Here is a 15,730-nt window from a genome sequence, read left to right on the forward strand (position 1 = left end):
TCGGTGCTTACACTCGGGTTTCGACTTGCGTCGCATCATGTTTTCGCACTACGCCGGCGCGCCGCGTCACCACGCTGCCGCGCCGATCGAACACACCGAGGAGCCGCCCATGAGTCAGCAGCAATCGAACACCCCCGATCTGTCCGCGTTCTGGATGCCGTTTACCGCCAACCGCCAGTTCAAGGACGCGCCGCGGCTGCTCGTGTCCGCGAAGGGGATGTACTACACGTCGCACGACGGGCGGCGCATTCTCGACGGCACCGCGGGGCTCTGGTGCGTGAACGCGGGGCACGGGCGCGACGAGATCGTCGCGGCGGTGAAGGCGCAGGCCGAGGAAATGGACTTCGCGCCGACGTTCCAGATGGGGCATCCGAAGGCATTCGAAGCGGCGACGCGGATCGCGCGCCATACGCCCGGCGACCTCAAGCACATCTTCTTCACGAACTCCGGCTCGGAAGCGGTCGACACCGCGCTGAAGATCGCGCTCGCGTATCACCGTGCGCGCGGTGAAGGGCAGCGCACGCGCTTCATCGGCCGCGAGCGCGGCTATCACGGCGTCGGCTTCGGCGGGATCTCGGTCGGCGGGATCGCGCCGAACCGCAAGGCGTATTCAGGCGCGCTGCTGCCGTCGGTCGACCACCTGCCGCACACGCTGAACATCAGCGAGGCCGCGTTCTCGAAAGGGCAGCCCGCGTGGGGCGCGCATCTCGCCGACGAGCTCGAGCGGCTCGTCACGCTGCACGACGCGTCGACGATCGCCGCCGTGATCGTCGAGCCGATCGCCGGCGCGACCGGCGTGCTGATCCCGCCGAAAGGCTATCTCGAGCGGCTGCGCGAGCTGTGCGACAAGCACGGCATCCTGCTGATCTTCGACGAGGTGATCACCGGCTGGGGCCGGCTCGGCGCACCGTTCGCCGCGCAGTTCTTCAACGTGACGCCGGACCTGCTGACGATGGCGAAGGGCACCAACAACGCGGCGGTGCCGATGGGCGCGGTTGCGGCGAGCGACGCGATCCACGACACGATCGTGAACGGCGCGCCGGCCGGCATCGAGCTGTTCCACGGCTATACGTATTCAGGGCATCCGCTTGCGGCCGCCGCCGCCTGCGCGACGATCGACCTGTACGAGCGCGAAAAGCTGTTCGAGCGCGCCGCGCGGATGGCGCCGGTGTTCGAGCGCGAGATCCACAAGCTGAAGGACGCGCGCCACGTGATCGACGTGCGCAATCTCGGCCTCGTCGGCGGCGTCGAGCTGAAGTCGCGCGACGGCAAGCCGGGGGCGCGCGCGTACGACGTGTTCGTCAGGTGCTACCAGAAGGGCGCGATGGTGCGCTATACGGGCGACATCCTCGCGTTCTCGCCGCCGCTGATCGTCGAGGAGGCGCAGATTGCCGAGCTGTTCGCGATCGTCGCCGAGGCGCTGAAGGAAACGGAGTAGGGCGGGAAAGAGAAACGGGCGCGCTATGCGCGCCCGTTCGGCGGATCAGTGTGGCCGGCGAGGTGTGGCCTAGTAGCGCGGCACGGCCGGATCGACGTCGCGCGACCACGCGTCGATGCCGCCTTGCAGGTTGTAGAGCTTCGTGAAGCCGCGCGATTCGAGGAACATCGCGACCTGCGCGCTGCGCATCCCGTGATGGCAGACGCAGACGATCTCGGCTTCGTCGTCCAGTTCCTCGCTGCGCGCGGGAATCTGCTGCATCGGGATCGATACGCTGCCCGCGATCTGCGCGGTCGCGATTTCCCACGGTTCGCGCACGTCGAGCACGACGGGCGCGGGGCGGGTCTTGTCGGCAAGCCAGTCCGCGAGCATCGCGGGCGTCAGGATCTGCATGGCGCGGCCCCTCAGAACTTGAAGCGCGACGGCTCGATCGCGTTGACGAGGTGGTCGACGTAGGTTTCGAACACGTCGGCGACACGGTACTGCTTTTCGTCGATGCGCGTGATGATCTGCGCCTTCATCACCGGACGGCCGCCGACGAATGCCGACAGGCGGCCACCGATCTTCAGCTGCTCGAGCATCTCCTGCGGCACGACGGGCAGGCCGCCGGCCACGCAGATCACGTCGTACGGCGCCTTGTCCGGCCAGCCGCGCGACCCGTCGCCGAGCACGACCTCGGCGTTCGTCACGCCGTTGTTGCGCAGGTTCTCTTCCGCGAGCTTCGCGATCGCCGGATCGATGTCGACCGCCGTCACGTGCTGCGCGCGGTGCGCGAACAGCGCCGTCAGGTAGCCCGAGCCGGCGCCGATCACGAGCACGTTCTCGTGCTTCTTCACCGCGAGTTCCTGCAGCACGCGTGCCTCGACGCGCGGGAACAGCATCTTGTGGCCGCCCGGCAGCGGCAGTTCGATGTCGGCGAATGCCAGGTCGCGGTACGCGGCCGGGACGAAATTCTCACGCTTGACGATCGACAGCAGGCCCAGGACTTCCAGATCCAGCACGTCCCACGGACGGATCTGCTGTTCGATCATGTTGAAACGCGCTTGTTCGATATTCATGGTGTGGTCGTGCAGCCTGGTCGGCTATCGGCGTGGATAGAGAAACTTTTGGATTGTACCAAACAGGACGGGCAGCCAGCCTTCATAAGCCCTGCAATGGACCTCATCGCTTGCTGTTCTTGATCTGCTCCTCGAACGCGAGGTCGAGCTTGCTGGCCTTGCGCGGCTTTTTGGGGCCAAGGTCATCGACGAACTTGACGAACGCGTCGAGCGGCAGCGGCTCGCAGCGTTTCTCGGCCGTGCCGCCCGAGCGGTCGACGAGGTAGAAGAGGCCGCCCGGCATCGCGACCGCAGCGAAGTGCGGGTTGCCGGCGCGGGTTTTCAGGCGTTCGACCGCGTGGGTCGCCTTGGTGGTGCGCATGGTGCGGGTTCTGCGACGGACATGAGGCCCACACTTTATCAACAACCGGCCCTGCGTGCGCGGCCGGCGGCCCGCTCAGACCGTGCGCGAGTAGCGCTGCCGCGGCGTGCCGTCGAGATACGCGTCGAACGCCATCGCGATATTGCGCACGACCATCCGGCCGGCCGGGTGGATCGTCAGACGGTCGCCGGCGATCGTTACCAGCCCGTCGCGCTCGAACCCGCGCAGCGCGTCCAGTTCGCGCGCGAAATGGTCGGCGAAGCGGATCCCGTGCGCGGCCTCGACGTGCGAGAACGGCAGCTCGAGGTTGCACATCAGCTGCGTGATCACGTCGCGGCGCAGCCGGTCGTCGGCCGTGAGCCGCACGCCGCGCGCGATCGGCAGTCGGCCCGCGTCGAGCGCGGCGCCATACGCGGGGAGGTCCTTCGCGTTCTGTGCGTACACGTCGCCGACCTTGCCGATCGACGACACGCCGATGCCGATCAGGTCGGTGTCCGCGCGCGTGCTGTAGCCCTGGAAATTGCGCTGTAGCGTGCCATTGCGCTGCGCGGCGACGAGCTCGTCGCCCGGCCGCGCGAAGTGGTCCATGCCGATGTACACGTAGCCGGCCGACGTCAGCAGGTCGATCGCGAGCCCGAGCAGCGCGACGCGGGCCGCGGGCGACGGCAGCGTCGCGTCGTCGATCTGTCGCTGCATCTTGAACAGGTGCGGCATGTGCGCGTAGCCGAACACCGACAGCCGGTCCGGCGCGAGCTCGATGATCGTCTCGAGCGTGCGGCCGAAGCGCGCGACCGTCTGGTGCGGCAGCCCGTAGATCAGGTCGACACTGACCGACTGAAAACCCGTCGTGCGCGCGGCGCTCAGCAGGTCGGCCGTCATCCCGACCGGCTGGATCCGGTTGATCGCCTGCTGGACCACCGGATCGAAGTCCTGCACGCCGAGGCTCAGCCGGTTGAAGCCGATCGTGCGCAGGTGGACGAGCGTGGCCGGCGTGACCGTGCGCGGGTCGATCTCGATCGAGCACTCGGTGTCGGCATCCGGCGCGAGCGAGAAATGCTCGCGGGTCGCCGCCATCAGCTCGGCCGTCTCGTCGTCGGACAGGAAGGTCGGCGTGCCGCCGCCCCAGTGCAGCTGCGTGACGGGGCGCGCGGGGTCGAACCGCGCGGCCTGCAGCGCGATCTCGCGCTTGAGCTGGTCGAGGTACGGGCGCGCGCGGCGATGGTTGCGGGTCGCGATCTTGTTGCAGCCGCAGTAGAAGCAGGCCGTGTTGCAGAACGGGATGTGGAAGTACAGCGACAGCTCGCTCGACGACGCGCCCGGGTCGCCGGCCGCGCGCACGTAGTCGGCAGAGTCGAAATCGTCGCGGAACTGCAGCGCCGTCGGGTACGACGTGTAGCGCGGCCCGTTCGCGCCGTACTTCGCAAGCAAATCGGGACGGAACAGGGTGTCAGCAGAGCTCATCATGGTCTCGCGCTTTTTAGATGCTTTCGAGTATATAAACGCGCGATTCGCCTGCATTGTGTAATAACGTCGCAGCCCGGGATGGCACAATGCGGGGTGCGGCAGCCGGACGCGGAAAGCGGCGCCGCATCCGTTTCCGTTGTTCCGTTCGAGAGAGCCGAGTGTCCGTCGAAATGCCTGCCCGCCCGGTGCCTGCCGACATCCCGCCGCCGCATGCGTGCCGCGAGGGATGCGGCGCGTGCTGCATCGCGCCGTCGATTTCCAGCCCGATTCCGGGGATGCCGGGCGGCAAGCCGGCCGGCGTGCGCTGCGCGCAGCTCGGCGACGACCTGCGCTGCCGGATCTTCGGCCGGCCGGAGCGCCCCGCGTGCTGTTCGGGGTTGCAACCGTCGGCGGAGATGTGCGGCGCGTCGCGCGCCGACGCGCTCGCGTGGCTCACCCGGCTCGAAACCGCGACGCAGCCGTCGCGCCCGTTTTAGCTTTGCACGGGACCGCAGCAAGCGCTGAAGCGCCAGCTCCGGTCCACAGGAGATCCAGCATGACCGCCAGTCGCGCGCCCGGCCGCCGCCGCTTCCTCGTCGCATGCACCGCCGCCGTCGGGGTGTCGGTGTCGCTCGCCGCGTGCGCGTCGACGTTCCCGTTCATTCCCGATCACTACACGTTCTCGCGCGGCGACGTGCAGAAGGCCGTCGCGCGCAAGTTTCCGTACCAAAAGACTGTCGCGCAGGTCGTCGACGTGTCGCTCGTCAATCCGGTCGTCGGCCTGCTGCCGGACCAGAACCGCGTCGCGGTGCAGCTCGACGCGCAGTTCGCGAGCCCGTTCCTGCGCGCGCCGGTCAACGGCAAGTTCACGGTGTCCGGCCAGCTCGCGTACGACGCGCCGAGCCGCTCGGTCGTCATCAAGGCGCCGGCCGTCGACAGCCTGACGCTCGACGGCGACGCGCAGGCGTACACGCAGCAGATCGGCGCGGCCGCCGGCATGATCGCAACCCAATTGCTGACGAACTATCCGATCTACACGTTCAAGCCGGAGCAGCTGCAATTCGCCGGCGTGAACTACGAACCCGGTACAATCACCATCCTTACAAACGGCATACGCGTGGCGATCGTCGAGAAGTGACGTCGCGCCGCGCGCGGCCGGGCGGGCCGCGGCGGCGATGCGGCTCATTTCTTCGACCACTTCGAAACTGGGCCACGGATGGACTGGATACTGATCTGCAAGGCATTGATCCTCGGCGTCGTCGAGGGGCTGACGGAATTCCTGCCGGTGTCGAGCACCGGCCACCTGATCGTCGCGGGCAGCTTCCTGAACTTCAACGACGCGCAGGAAAAGACGTTCGACGTCGTGATCCAGTTCGGCGCGATCCTCGCGGTGTGCTGGGAATATCGCCACCGGATCGTGTCCGTCGTTGCCGGGCTGCCGCGCCGGCCCGATGCGCGGCGGTTCGCGCTCAACGTCGTGATCGCGACGATTCCCGCCGTTGCGCTCGGCCTGCTGCTCGAGAAAAACATCAAGGCCGCGCTGTTCTCGCCGGTGCCTGTTGCGTTTGCGCTCGTTATCGGCGGCGTGATCATCCTGTTGGCCGAGGCGCGGCAGCGCGAGCGCGGCGAGACGCCGCGCGTGCAGTCGGTCGATGCGCTGACGCCGCTCGATGCGCTGAAGGTCGGCCTCGCGCAGTGCTTTGCATTGGTGCCCGGCATGTCGCGCTCCGGCTCGACGATCATCGGCGGGATGCTGTTCGGCCTCGACCGGCGCGTCGCGACCGAATTCTCGTTCTTTCTCGCGATCCCGATCATCGTCGGCGCGACGCTCTACGAAACCGTCAAGGACTGGCACGCATTCACGGTCGATTCGCTCGGCCTGTTCGCGCTGGGGCTCGCGTCGGCATTCGTCAGCGCGTTCGTGTGCGTGCGCTGGCTGCTGCGCTACGTCGCGTCGCACGACTTCACCGTGTTCGCGTGGTACCGGATCGCGTTCGGGCTGTTCGTGCTGCTGGTCGGCTACAGCGGCTGGCTGAACTGGGCGTAAGACGGGGTAGCGCGGGCGGCGCCTGTTGCGGCGCCGGGCAATTGGTACGAAATGTCATCGCGAGGCGGCCGGCGTGTGCCGCGCCAGCCGCGCTGTCCATGCAAAAGGTGAAAACGGCCCGATCGGCGTATGCCGGTCGGGCCGTCGTGCTTCATCAGGCCGGCATGCCGCGCGCAGGCGCGGGATGCGCCGGCCGTCCTGCGATCAGCTCGCGCGTTTCCGGAACACCAGGTCCCACACGCCGTGGCCGAGCCGCAGCCCGCGCCGTTCGAATTTCGTCACCGGGCGGTAGTCGGGGCGCGGCGCGTAGCCGTCGGCCGTATTCTCGAGCGACGGATCGGCGCCGAGCACGTCGAGCATCTGCTCCGCGTAATTCTGCCAGTCGGTCGCGCAATGCAGGTACGCGCCGGGCTTCAGGCGCGACGCGAGCCGCGCGACGAGCGGCGGCTGGATCAGCCGGCGCTTGTGATGCCGCGCCTTGTGCCACGGATCGGGGAAGAAGATGTGCACGCCGTCGAGGCTCGCCGGTGCGAGCATGTGCTCGATCACTTCGACCGCGTCGTGCTGGATGATGCGGATGTTCGTCAGGTCCTGCTCGCCGATCAGCTTGAGCAGCGCGCCGACGCCCGGCTCATGCACCTCGACGCCGAGGAAGTCGTCGCCCGGGCGCAGCGCGGCGATTTCAGCGGTCGACGCGCCCATCCCGAAGCCGATTTCGAGAATGCGCGGCGCCTGGCGGCCGAACACCGTGTTCCAGTCGGGCATCTCCGGCGTGTACGGGACGACGAAGCGCGGGCCGAGATCGTCGAGCGCGCGGCGCTGGCCGGTCGATACGCGGCCGGCGCGCGTGACGAAGCTGCGGATGCGGCGGCGATGCAGCGGATTGACTTCGTCGGTGCCGGGGGCGGCTTCGTCGGAAAGGGCGTCGTCGTGCGGCGGCAGGCCGGCTTCGTTCGGATCGTCGTGCATCATCGGTGACAGAGATAGGCTCGGTTGCGGGCGAGGGCCCGTGGCGCGCCCGATGCGCCGCGAGCCATGAGGCCGGGCGCGCGGTACAAAAAAGCCGCCTTCGACGAGGCGGCTGACGCGCAGGCTGCGGTGCAGCCGGAAAGTGTGTGGAGCGGGCGATGGGAATCGAACCCACGTCATCAGCTTGGGAAGCTGAGGTAATGGCCATTATACGACGCCCGCAGAACGCGTAATTCTACAGGGGTTTCGGTGGGAATGGCAAGCGGGGGATGCTGGGCGGTGGCATCGAAACTGGCATGGCTCGATAGTGGGGCGGTGGCGTCGCTCGCAAGACGTCCTGTCGCCCGCGTTGAAGGGGCCAGCTCCGAGTTTCGGCGTATGATCATGCGATCAACGGCCACGAACGGCGGGCGATGATGCCGACTAGCGTTCCATTCCAAATATCGACCCATGCACAATCTGAAATCGATCGATTTCGGGTTCTCGCAGAGCATTGGACGAGTGCCGCGCAGCATGTCATTGTGTCGTACTTGGCTGTTGAGGCTGCAGGTACAAAGTGGCTTCACTGGGCGATAGTTCGATACGTCTACGAGACAGTCCGCCCGAATATGCTCGACTCTTCAATCGTAGGGTTTGACGGGATCGTAGTAGGGCGAGTATCGATCGATTTGGCGAACGCGAACTTCGACCTTGATCGAATCCTCCGAGCAGGGCAGATCGAGATCAACGGAGAAATCTACACGCTGCCACAGACTGAAGGGAATTCACTGAGCGCAACGTTTTTTGCAGATAGTCATCCTCAGGTTCAACCAAGTCAGGCAAGATCGCCGGCGCTGATGCTGTCAGCCGGCCGGTCGCCCAGTCTGGACCCACGAGTGTACGGAGACCTTGATCATCGGGTGCGATCTCTCGACACCCCGTACGACGGCTTGGTCGACTTGTTGAATGAGCATCTGCTGCCCATCGCAGTTATGCAACGTACGGATACGGCCATAGAGATCTTGCTCGAAAAACCAGCGGAGACCATCTTGGCCGATTCGTCGATCAGCGACGGCAAGCTCTCAGCCAAGATCGTAGCTAGTCCGCGTGTTGATCGGTCCTTGCTCAAGATCGGTGTGAAATATGCGCCGGAAACACAAAAAGCTACGCGATTGTCGATAGGCGGAGCAACGCTTGGCTGGACGTCTCAGGATGACGGCTTAATCGCAGCGCGAGTCGAGCAAGATGTTGGCGACGCGCCGGTCTGCCAAGTCTTTTTGAGCTACGCTGGACATCATATTTCACGTTGGTGGGTCGGTGACCCAACGCGACTGCTTAGTCAGCGCGCGGCATTCCTTGCACAATTCGACAAGGACCTCACGAAGCTACGCGAAGAACTATTATCGCGCGAATCGCGTGGTCATCCGTTCGAACGAGTTTTAACGCTCGTCTTGGAAGAACTCGGATTCGACTGCATGTATCTTGGCGAGGTGTCGCATTTGCAGGAAGCACCAGATATCTACTGTGAAACTCCGACCCGAAGGATCGCAGTGATCGAGTGCGCGGCAGCGGTCACCAACTCATCCGAGAAACTTTCAAAGCTACAACAGCGTGTTCTACGAATAAAGGACGGTTTTGCCGCACAGCGACTTGGGAACGTCCAGGTGAACGGAGTTCTCGTCACGAAGCACGGAGATGCAGAGATAGAGCCATTTATCGAAGAAGCGGAGCGGTTTGGACTGGGCATTGTTGGCATTTCCGCACTGACTCGTCTTGCGGACAGTTTGCGCTTCAAGTCTCAGCCCGATGCGCTGTACGATGAGCTTTTCAGTCCCGCCCAGCGGTCTGCTGACCTGTTCGATCAAGTCGGCGCAGGCGCGACTGCGGTTCCGGCATCAATCTTCTAGTTGGCCCTTGCGGGCGATGTTTTGGAGGACGTTCCTCGAGAACCGTCTCAAGAACATGCACCGAATTCAAAGAGATCCCGAGCGTTTTGGTCCACTCGAACTGGCTGACTGCATCGGGACAGCGAGAAATATCGATCTTGCTCAAGTTGGCAATGTTATCTCTTTCCCTGACTTGCTTGGCGCAGCTCAGGCCGACGAACGTTTACTTCACGGAAAGCGTGGGGAGAATATGTTCGAGTACGTCGTCGCGTCGCTCGGGAAGGCATTGATCATCAAGCGCGAGGATGCGGGCGAGATATTCGACCAACTCGACGTTGCCATTCATGATTTGCAACAGGAACTGCTCCCAGATCGGACACGTTGCGTTTGGATCGTAGTCGACGGCAGCCGTATAGGTGATGTTGAGGTCGCCGTTGTGTCGGTCGTGGTTGCTTGCCCCGTTGTCTTGAAGGTCGGTCTGCTGGACCCTGGGCGCACTTTCAACGAATGGAGTGCGATCATGGTTGATCAGAAGCAAGTTGTGACCAGCAAGGACGAGAAAGCGAGCAAGCCGGTTGCCACGGACCGGAATCCGGACGCAGTCGGCTCGACCTCGAACGCGACGGGGAATGATCCCGCAACGAAAGCGGCACCGACTACGCCGACGAAGATGGAACTGGCGACGGAAATCTACAAGCGGATGCGAACCGTCAAGGATGTCACGCGGAAGGACATCATCGAGAAGTTCATCGCCGACGTGAAGCTGACGAAGGCCGGCGCGAGCACCTACTATCAGTTGATCAAGGACAAGCACGAGCCGATGGGCAAGAAGTGAGCTGTTGGACTGTTGGGCGTAGCAGCGGAATGCTCCTTCGGGAGCCTTCCGCTTTTGGATGAGCGCGCTTCACTACGATCAGGTAGTTTGTTCGGTCTGATCTCGTGGTGGGAGCGATGATGGATCAAGCCTCGATGCCTCGAGTTCACGGAGGGCAGTGTGCTTCCACGAACCGGTAATGTGAGCAGCGTATTCAAACAAAGCTATCGGGCCGACGAATTTTTTTGCTTGAGGAATGACGACGTAGACTTGACCCTCGTGCAGCGCGATCATTTCACGTCAGAGGCTCGGGTCATCTGATATCGCTATATGTGCACTTTTTCCGGCCGGCGTGAAAATAGATAATCCGAGTTTTTCCTTACCCGGCAAGAGCACGACGGTGTATGCGCCACGCCATGAAAGCAGGTTCTTGGGGCTAACGTCAGTTGCTCCCCAAAAGCCTGTTCCATACACGGGAATGTTTGACGCCCGCTCGGAGTCTTGTTCCCACATCGCATCTTTCAGATGGGTGGCATACGGGGTGGCGAGAAATTGATCTCCGAAGAGGTTGTAGCCTACCGCGCGAGCAACCTTCGCCATGAACCGGGCTTCGGCATTGATACCGATGCTCATGTTGATGTGACGCAGACCATTGCCGAGAGATTGAATTTTTGCGATGTCGGGTTGGGCCTGTTCGTCCGGCGCATGAACGAATGGGTCATGCGCCTGATCGTCGGTTATGTGGAAGTTCAGGGCGTATCTTCGTGCGCGTCGGAAATGTGCTTTGAAAGAGCGCAGTGCGAGGCTAATCCACCACGAATGAGTAGCGGTGAGCGCCATGTATGCTCGTCCGGTATCCTTTCGCCTCGCAATTGGATCCCCGCCCAAGTAGGTAGCGAATCGCTCGTCGTCACGCTTGTGGAAGTGATAAACATGCTCACCACATGGACCGAGCCAAGATTCACATACTTCGTCCGTCGTCGAAATCGCTTGCAGTTCGCCCATATAGATTAACGGTAGCGTGCTGTCATTGGTGTCTACCGTTAGGTACTCGCGAGCGGCGACTGCGTCATCATTGTTTCGGAACCAGCTCTTGATGAACGGGCCATCGATGAAAAGGCCGGACAGATTATTGCATCGTTGGCATACCTGGCGGGTTTTGAAGATGTCGTCGCATAGTGATCCGCCAAGGCTGTCCGGAAAAATATGCTCCAGCGAAAAATCAGCTACGGGCTTGTCTTTCCCGCAATAGAGACAATTCCTTGTTTGTACATCACTCGTAGCAACTTCTTCGGTTAATGTGGACATATGCTGGCGAGGCGGAGGTGTGCAGTTACAGGTGGGAAGGATGTGATCTATAACGACATCATCGAGAAGTTCATCGCCGAGGTGAAGCTGACGAGGGCTTGCGCGAACACCTATTGTCAGATAATTGTAGGTGTGCGTGAACCGCAATGCAAGAAGTACCGTCGTGCCTCGTAATGGTCAAATGACTCCCATGGGAGTCCTTCTCTTTGCCAGATTGGCATCGTGAGCGTGGTGCTTGGTTTAATGGAGGCGGACAAATGAAAGAGTGCTCCTCGAGCGATAAACGAAAAATTCTCGGCCGCATGAAGCGCCTATTTGGCATTAAATCGTTTAGTGTGCCGAAATCTATTGGTGATGTGCCAATTGATAAGTATTTTATGCGACAGCTTCGCCTGAATGATGGGCATACCATTTTTTTGACGGACTTCGGCTTGGAGCACTTTAGTGCCGTTGTTGATCTTTTAGATGGGGCTGATCTCTTTGATGGATTGGTGGGCTATTCAGATATTTGGACTGCCTGGCGTAGTGCTGTTGAGGGTTGGCTGTCTGCAGGGGCGGAGCCGACAACGGCTGAGGAAGTGATACAGGGAGTCTCTGAATTGGTGGCAAAGGAAGTGGATAACTATAATTTTGCCGTTCCAATGTTCGGTGTTGATCTAAAGGGTGATGCCTCGTTTTCATTGGGAAGTATGAAGATTTTCAGAATGTCAGAGAATTACTTTGAAGGCATAGGGGTGGATAAACATCAGATCGACATCGAGAAAATTTGTGAGAACAATAAGAGGGGGTTGTGGATAACTGATTCGGTGCGTGGTACGGCCCGCATCGCTCAGCGCGAATTTCATGACCGAGCTATATTGGCTGTTGGGGTTTTGGCTATTGCTGCCGCGTCCTTGTATGAATTTGGTGCGAACAATTTTAGGATCGGCATCGAAATGCAACCAGATATCGCAGGCAATCGAGTTGCCTGGTTTTCCTGGCGCGATGGGGAGCGTAGTCTGGTTGCTCACTTTGAGTCCCCGTCTGCTCAGTTGCTTCCGGTGGATGAAGTGATGACTCGCGATTCGGATATGATTAGAATGCTCCATCGAACATTTTATATAACGCAGAAAAAAGAGCAGACTGAACTCGATGAAGCTATCGCGAGAGCTGTTTTCTGGTACTCGGATGCACATCGAGATTCTGTGTCGGTAATGAGATTTATAAAATATTGGAGCTGTGTTGAGGCGTTCTTCTCACTTGACGGAGATAATATTACACACGCCGTTTCTTCTGGCCTTGCCGCTCAACTGGTGTTTGGTGGATTTCATTTCGTGCCGGTTGACGAGTACCGAGAGTTAAAGAAAGAAATTACATTTTTCTATAAACTTCGTTCTCGTGCGATACATCGGGCGTCGCACAGTCAGATAACTGAGCGAGATACATCGAGATTTAGTCAGCTGGTGGCGTGGTTGATCGTGAGCATGGTGGGGCTGGTGGAACTAGGGTATACGAAACTTGCTGAAATCAAAGTGCACACCGATAGATTAGATGCGGCAGAGGCGACGCGTGGTTCGACAGGAACGAGGAATTCCTGATCTAATTTTGGTCGCTCGCGTCCGAGTGGGCGAGAGAGTCTATATCGTCAGCTTCTTGAAATTGGCGCTGGCGTGAAAACTGGCATCGCCGTCAATCCCGCATGAACAGTGGTTCTTCGTGGAGCCGGGAGAAGACGTGACGTGAGAACGCGCGTGAATAGTGGTTTTGATTAACGCGTTGGGGCTTGGGAAGCTGAGGTAATGGCCATTATACGACGCCCGCAGAACGCATGATTCTACAGGGGGTTGCGCGGATCTGGCAAGCGGGAGGATCGGGCCCGTGGCATCGAAACCGGCATGGCTGGCAAGCTGAACGGCTGCGTCGCAGTCGGTCGCATTCAATTGTCCACGTACAATGGCTGGCCCTCATTTCATGCCCAGCCCTGATGACGCTGCTCTCCCAGCAGTACCGCTTGTCCGCCCGAGTGATCGTCACGGCTCTTGTCGCGTGGATAGCAACGGCGATGATCGTTATCGGGGTGGTCACGGCTTCGGAAGTCGCGCGGCTGCGCAGGGAGTTCACCGAGCAGAGCGCTGCGACCTACGAAATCATCCGTCAGCGTCTCGACCAGAACGAGGCGGTCATGGCCGGGATCGATTCCCTGCTGCATACCTTCCCGGGTGTCGAATCGGCAGGGCTGCGCGACTACGCACACCAGATGCTGGTCCGCTATCCCCATATCTACATGATCGAGTTGCAGCCGCGCGTGGAGCATGCGGACCTTGGCGCATTCGAGGCATGGGCGAAGAACGAGATCTATCCCGGCTACGTCGTCAAGGACTACGGTTACGGTGGTGCGCGCAAATGGCATCCGGTGGCCGAGCGCCCCGTTTATTACCCGATCACGTTCATGGAGCCGCAGACACAGGAGGCGCTTCCCGTCCTCGGGCTTGACGTTTATGCCGACGACAAATTCCGCGGGGCCATCGACGAGACAATTCGGACGGGCAAGTCCGTGATCTCCGCGCCGTTCGATCTGTACGAGGGCGGGCGGGCCTATCTGATCTTCAAGGCTGTCTATGCCCGCGCGCCGGAAGATCAGGCATCGAGGCCGCTGCAGGCGACTCGGGTGGTGTCGATGCTGATCCATACCGGGAAATTTCTGAACAGCAACGAGATGCCATCGCCATTGGTGTCGCTGCGAATCTACGAGCAGGGTTTCGGCTACGATCAGCCGGGCGGGATGATCGATCGCGTGGACGCGAAGCCTGTTCCGGCATGGATCAGGTCCTTCATGCCCGAATTCGTGTATCGGAAGACGCTGCCGAGCCAGATCCAGCCGTTCATCTTCGAAACACGGCGGCAGCCCGGTGCGGAGATCATTCCGGTTTTACCCGTCGTGCTGGCACTGATCGCGACCTTCGTTATCAGCTTGCTCGCACTCGTCGTCTATCAGCAGCAGATCGTGAGCAAGCGGATCGCGCGAGAGAACAAGCGGCGCATATACCTGCGTGAAGAGCAGGCCCAGGTTGCTCGCCTGCATACGATGGGGGAAATGGCATCGGGAATCGCCCATGAGCTGAATCAGCCGTTGGCGGCGATCCTCAGCTACAACCAGGCATGCGTCCGCATGCTGCGTGAGTCGAACCCGGATCTCGCGGCAATCGAAGGTGCGATGAAGTCGATGACGGATCAGGCAAAGCGCGCGGCCGACATCATCGTGCGATTGCGTGCATTCATCAGCAAGCATCCGGCCCAAATCATCCCGTTGGATATGCGGCAGGTCGTACAGAACGCGTTGTCGTTGGCCGAGCCGTGGCTGACGCAGGGCTCGGTGGTGGTCAATGTCGAGATTCAGACCGGGATTCCCGCCGTGCTTGCAGATAGCGTGCAGATCGAGCAGGTTACGCTCAACCTGATCCGCAATGCGGTCGAGGCGATGGAATCGACGCCGGTGGGCAGTCGCGTGCTGACGCTGGTTCTGACGCATGACGAGCGCATGGCGACGCTAACGGTGCGGGATACCGGGCCGGGCGTTTCCGAAGACATGCGCAGGACGCTGTTCCACCCGTTCCGCACGAGCAAGGCCGATGGCATGGGGCTCGGCTTGACCATCTGCCAGTCCATTGCGGAAACCTACGGAGGAACGGTGGTCGAGAATCCGTCGGCTCCATCGGGCGCGGAATTTCAGCTGGTCCTTCCGATCAATCAATCGAGGAATGTGTGATGACGCCTGCCGACGAAACCATTGTCTATCTGGTCGATGATGATGCGGCAGTGCGTGACGCACTGGCTTTGCTGATACGGTCCATCGGCCTGAAGGCCAGGACCTACGGAGATCCGGCAGCGTTTCTTGCCCAGATCACGGGTGACGAGATCGGGTGTCTCGTGCTCGATATCCGGATGCCCGCGTTGAACGGGTTTGCCGTTCAGGAGCGGTTGAACGCGATGGGTTGCAGCCTGCCGATCATCCTGATTACCGGGCATGGCGACGTGGCGCAGTGCCGACGCGCGTTCCGGGCGGGTGCAGTGGACTTTCTGACGAAGCCGATCGATGAGACCGCATTGATCGAGAGCTTGCAGGCGGCGATTCATCGTGGCCAGGAACAGCGGGGCATGCGGCAGCAGATCAATGATGCCCGTGCCCGGATGAGCCGGCTGACGCCGCGCGAACGAACCGTTTTCGATCTCGTATGCGACGGTTTGCAGAACAAGGTGATCGCCGACCGACTGCATCTGTCGCAGCGGACGGTGGAGGCGTATCGCGCGTCCATGTTCGAAAAGCTCGGGGCAGGTTCGGTCGCGGATCTCGTCAGGCTGCGGATGATTGGCGGCGAATGAAGTCCGGGAATGGAAGGGCGACTTCCAGTGCCTGGCGATTCGGGGATGTCAATACCGTAGTTTCCGAA

15 protein-coding genes and 1 tRNA gene are annotated in these 15,730 nt (G+C 61.4%); 9 read left to right on the forward strand and 7 right to left on the reverse strand.

Annotation, left to right across the window (positions count from 1 at the left end):
* The first annotated feature begins 109 nt into the window (after positions 1–109).
* Entirely contained in the window at positions 110–1,438 is a 1,329-nt protein-coding gene (locus ACV229_RS26200) for an aminotransferase class III-fold pyridoxal phosphate-dependent enzyme (RefSeq protein WP_448086010.1), read from the forward strand.
* A 69-nt stretch (positions 1,439–1,507) separates the two neighbouring features.
* Here the strand turns inward: ACV229_RS26200 and ACV229_RS26205 are convergent, their stop codons facing one another.
* The 4 genes from ACV229_RS26205 to hemN all read right to left on the reverse strand — a co-directional run bounded on the left by ACV229_RS26205 (position 1,508) and on the right by hemN (position 4,321).
* Complete coding sequence (locus tag ACV229_RS26205; RefSeq protein WP_010091617.1) at positions 1,508–1,831, reverse strand: rhodanese-like domain-containing protein; 324 nt, start codon at positions 1,829–1,831, stop codon at positions 1,508–1,510.
* A gap of 11 nt (positions 1,832–1,842) precedes the next feature.
* Positions 1,843–2,496: a protein-L-isoaspartate O-methyltransferase family protein gene (locus ACV229_RS26210; RefSeq protein ID WP_448086011.1), complete on the reverse strand. Its 654-nt coding sequence runs from the start codon at positions 2,494–2,496 to the stop codon at positions 1,843–1,845.
* A 103-nt stretch (positions 2,497–2,599) separates the two neighbouring features.
* Positions 2,600–2,857: a hypothetical protein gene (locus ACV229_RS26215; protein ID WP_448086012.1), complete on the reverse strand. Its 258-nt coding sequence runs from the start codon at positions 2,855–2,857 to the stop codon at positions 2,600–2,602.
* A gap of 75 nt (positions 2,858–2,932) precedes the next feature.
* On the reverse strand, positions 2,933–4,321 hold the full coding sequence (gene hemN, locus ACV229_RS26220; RefSeq protein WP_448086013.1) for an oxygen-independent coproporphyrinogen III oxidase: 1,389 nt from the start codon (positions 4,319–4,321) through the stop codon (positions 2,933–2,935).
* Positions 4,322–4,491: 170 nt separating this feature from the next.
* Here hemN and ACV229_RS26225 point away from each other — a divergent pair, with 170 nt between their 5' ends.
* The 3 genes from ACV229_RS26225 to ACV229_RS26235 all read left to right on the forward strand — a co-directional run bounded on the left by ACV229_RS26225 (position 4,492) and on the right by ACV229_RS26235 (position 6,347).
* On the forward strand, positions 4,492–4,797 hold the full coding sequence (locus ACV229_RS26225) for a YkgJ family cysteine cluster protein (RefSeq protein WP_448086045.1): 306 nt from the start codon (positions 4,492–4,494) through the stop codon (positions 4,795–4,797).
* A gap of 59 nt (positions 4,798–4,856) precedes the next feature.
* Positions 4,857–5,438, forward strand: a complete 582-nt coding sequence (locus ACV229_RS26230) for a DUF1439 domain-containing protein (protein WP_448086014.1) — start codon at positions 4,857–4,859, stop codon at positions 5,436–5,438.
* A 78-nt stretch (positions 5,439–5,516) separates the two neighbouring features.
* The gene (locus ACV229_RS26235; protein WP_448086015.1) at positions 5,517–6,347 is read left to right on the forward strand and encodes an undecaprenyl-diphosphate phosphatase; all 831 of its coding nucleotides are present in this window, start codon (positions 5,517–5,519) and stop codon (positions 6,345–6,347) included.
* A 204-nt stretch (positions 6,348–6,551) separates the two neighbouring features.
* Here the strand turns inward: ACV229_RS26235 and trmB are convergent, their stop codons facing one another.
* On the reverse strand, positions 6,552–7,319 hold the full coding sequence (trmB, locus tag ACV229_RS26240) for a tRNA (guanosine(46)-N7)-methyltransferase TrmB (RefSeq protein ID WP_448086016.1): 768 nt from the start codon (positions 7,317–7,319) through the stop codon (positions 6,552–6,554).
* A gap of 144 nt (positions 7,320–7,463) precedes the next feature.
* A tRNA-Gly gene (locus tag ACV229_RS26245) sits at positions 7,464–7,538 on the reverse strand.
* Between the two features lie 386 nt (positions 7,539–7,924).
* On the opposite strand from ACV229_RS26245, the gene ACV229_RS26250 reads away from it, so the two are divergent.
* Together ACV229_RS26250 and ACV229_RS26255 are read left to right on the forward strand one after the other, a co-directional pair.
* Positions 7,925–9,202 carry a hypothetical protein gene (locus ACV229_RS26250; protein WP_448086017.1) on the forward strand — a complete coding sequence of 426 codons (1,278 nt, stop codon included), beginning with the start codon at positions 7,925–7,927 and terminating at the stop codon, positions 9,200–9,202.
* A gap of 499 nt (positions 9,203–9,701) precedes the next feature.
* Positions 9,702–10,016 (forward strand): hypothetical protein, encoded by a 315-nt coding sequence (locus tag ACV229_RS26255; RefSeq protein ID WP_448086046.1) that lies wholly within the window; start codon positions 9,702–9,704, stop codon positions 10,014–10,016.
* Between the two features lie 279 nt (positions 10,017–10,295).
* Here the strand turns inward: ACV229_RS26255 and ACV229_RS26260 are convergent, their stop codons facing one another.
* On the reverse strand, positions 10,296–11,303 hold the full coding sequence (locus ACV229_RS26260) for an HNH endonuclease (protein WP_448086018.1): 1,008 nt from the start codon (positions 11,301–11,303) through the stop codon (positions 10,296–10,298).
* Positions 11,304–11,560: 257 nt separating this feature from the next.
* Here ACV229_RS26260 and ACV229_RS26265 point away from each other — a divergent pair, with 257 nt between their 5' ends.
* The 3 genes from ACV229_RS26265 to ACV229_RS26275 all read left to right on the forward strand — a co-directional run bounded on the left by ACV229_RS26265 (position 11,561) and on the right by ACV229_RS26275 (position 15,662).
* Positions 11,561–12,880: a hypothetical protein gene (locus ACV229_RS26265; protein ID WP_448086019.1), complete on the forward strand. Its 1,320-nt coding sequence runs from the start codon at positions 11,561–11,563 to the stop codon at positions 12,878–12,880.
* Positions 12,881–13,266: 386 nt separating this feature from the next.
* Positions 13,267–15,048: a CHASE domain-containing protein gene (locus ACV229_RS26270; protein ID WP_448086020.1), complete on the forward strand. Its 1,782-nt coding sequence runs from the start codon at positions 13,267–13,269 to the stop codon at positions 15,046–15,048.
* Positions 15,048–15,662, forward strand: a complete 615-nt coding sequence (locus ACV229_RS26275; protein ID WP_448086021.1) for a response regulator transcription factor — start codon at positions 15,048–15,050, stop codon at positions 15,660–15,662. Before ACV229_RS26270 ends, ACV229_RS26275 begins: the two co-directional genes overlap by 1 nt.
* Positions 15,663–15,730: the final 68 nt, after the last annotated feature.

It is taken from the genome of Burkholderia sp. MR1-5-21, assembly GCF_053427715.1.

Excerpts from the sequence above, each read along its gene's own strand:
- ACV229_RS26255 (WP_448086046.1), top strand. The coding sequence starts at position 9,702 with ATGGTTGATCAGAAGCAAGTTGTGACCAGCAAGGACGAGAAAGCGAGC.
- ACV229_RS26275 (WP_448086021.1), top strand. The coding sequence starts at position 15,048 with ATGACGCCTGCCGACGAAACCATTGTCTATCTGGTCGATGATGATGCG.
- ACV229_RS26270 (WP_448086020.1), top strand. The coding sequence starts at position 13,267 with ATGACGCTGCTCTCCCAGCAGTACCGCTTGTCCGCCCGAGTGATCGTC.
- ACV229_RS26205 (WP_010091617.1), bottom strand. The coding sequence starts at position 1,831 with ATGCAGATCCTGACGCCCGCGATGCTCGCGGACTGGCTTGCCGACAAG.
- ACV229_RS26265 (WP_448086019.1), top strand. The coding sequence starts at position 11,561 with ATGAAAGAGTGCTCCTCGAGCGATAAACGAAAAATTCTCGGCCGCATG.
- ACV229_RS26215 (WP_448086012.1), bottom strand. The coding sequence starts at position 2,857 with ATGCGCACCACCAAGGCGACCCACGCGGTCGAACGCCTGAAAACCCGC.
- ACV229_RS26235 (WP_448086015.1), top strand. The coding sequence starts at position 5,517 with ATGGACTGGATACTGATCTGCAAGGCATTGATCCTCGGCGTCGTCGAG.
- ACV229_RS26210 (WP_448086011.1), bottom strand. The coding sequence starts at position 2,496 with ATGAATATCGAACAAGCGCGTTTCAACATGATCGAACAGCAGATCCGT.
- ACV229_RS26200 (WP_448086010.1), top strand. The coding sequence starts at position 110 with ATGAGTCAGCAGCAATCGAACACCCCCGATCTGTCCGCGTTCTGGATG.
- hemN (WP_448086013.1), bottom strand. The coding sequence starts at position 4,321 with ATGATGAGCTCTGCTGACACCCTGTTCCGTCCCGATTTGCTTGCGAAG.
- trmB (WP_448086016.1), bottom strand. The coding sequence starts at position 7,319 with ATGATGCACGACGATCCGAACGAAGCCGGCCTGCCGCCGCACGACGAC.
- ACV229_RS26230 (WP_448086014.1), top strand. The coding sequence starts at position 4,857 with ATGACCGCCAGTCGCGCGCCCGGCCGCCGCCGCTTCCTCGTCGCATGC.
- ACV229_RS26225 (WP_448086045.1), top strand. The coding sequence starts at position 4,492 with ATGCCTGCCCGCCCGGTGCCTGCCGACATCCCGCCGCCGCATGCGTGC.
- ACV229_RS26250 (WP_448086017.1), top strand. The coding sequence starts at position 7,925 with ATGCTCGACTCTTCAATCGTAGGGTTTGACGGGATCGTAGTAGGGCGA.
- ACV229_RS26260 (WP_448086018.1), bottom strand. The coding sequence starts at position 11,303 with ATGTCCACATTAACCGAAGAAGTTGCTACGAGTGATGTACAAACAAGG.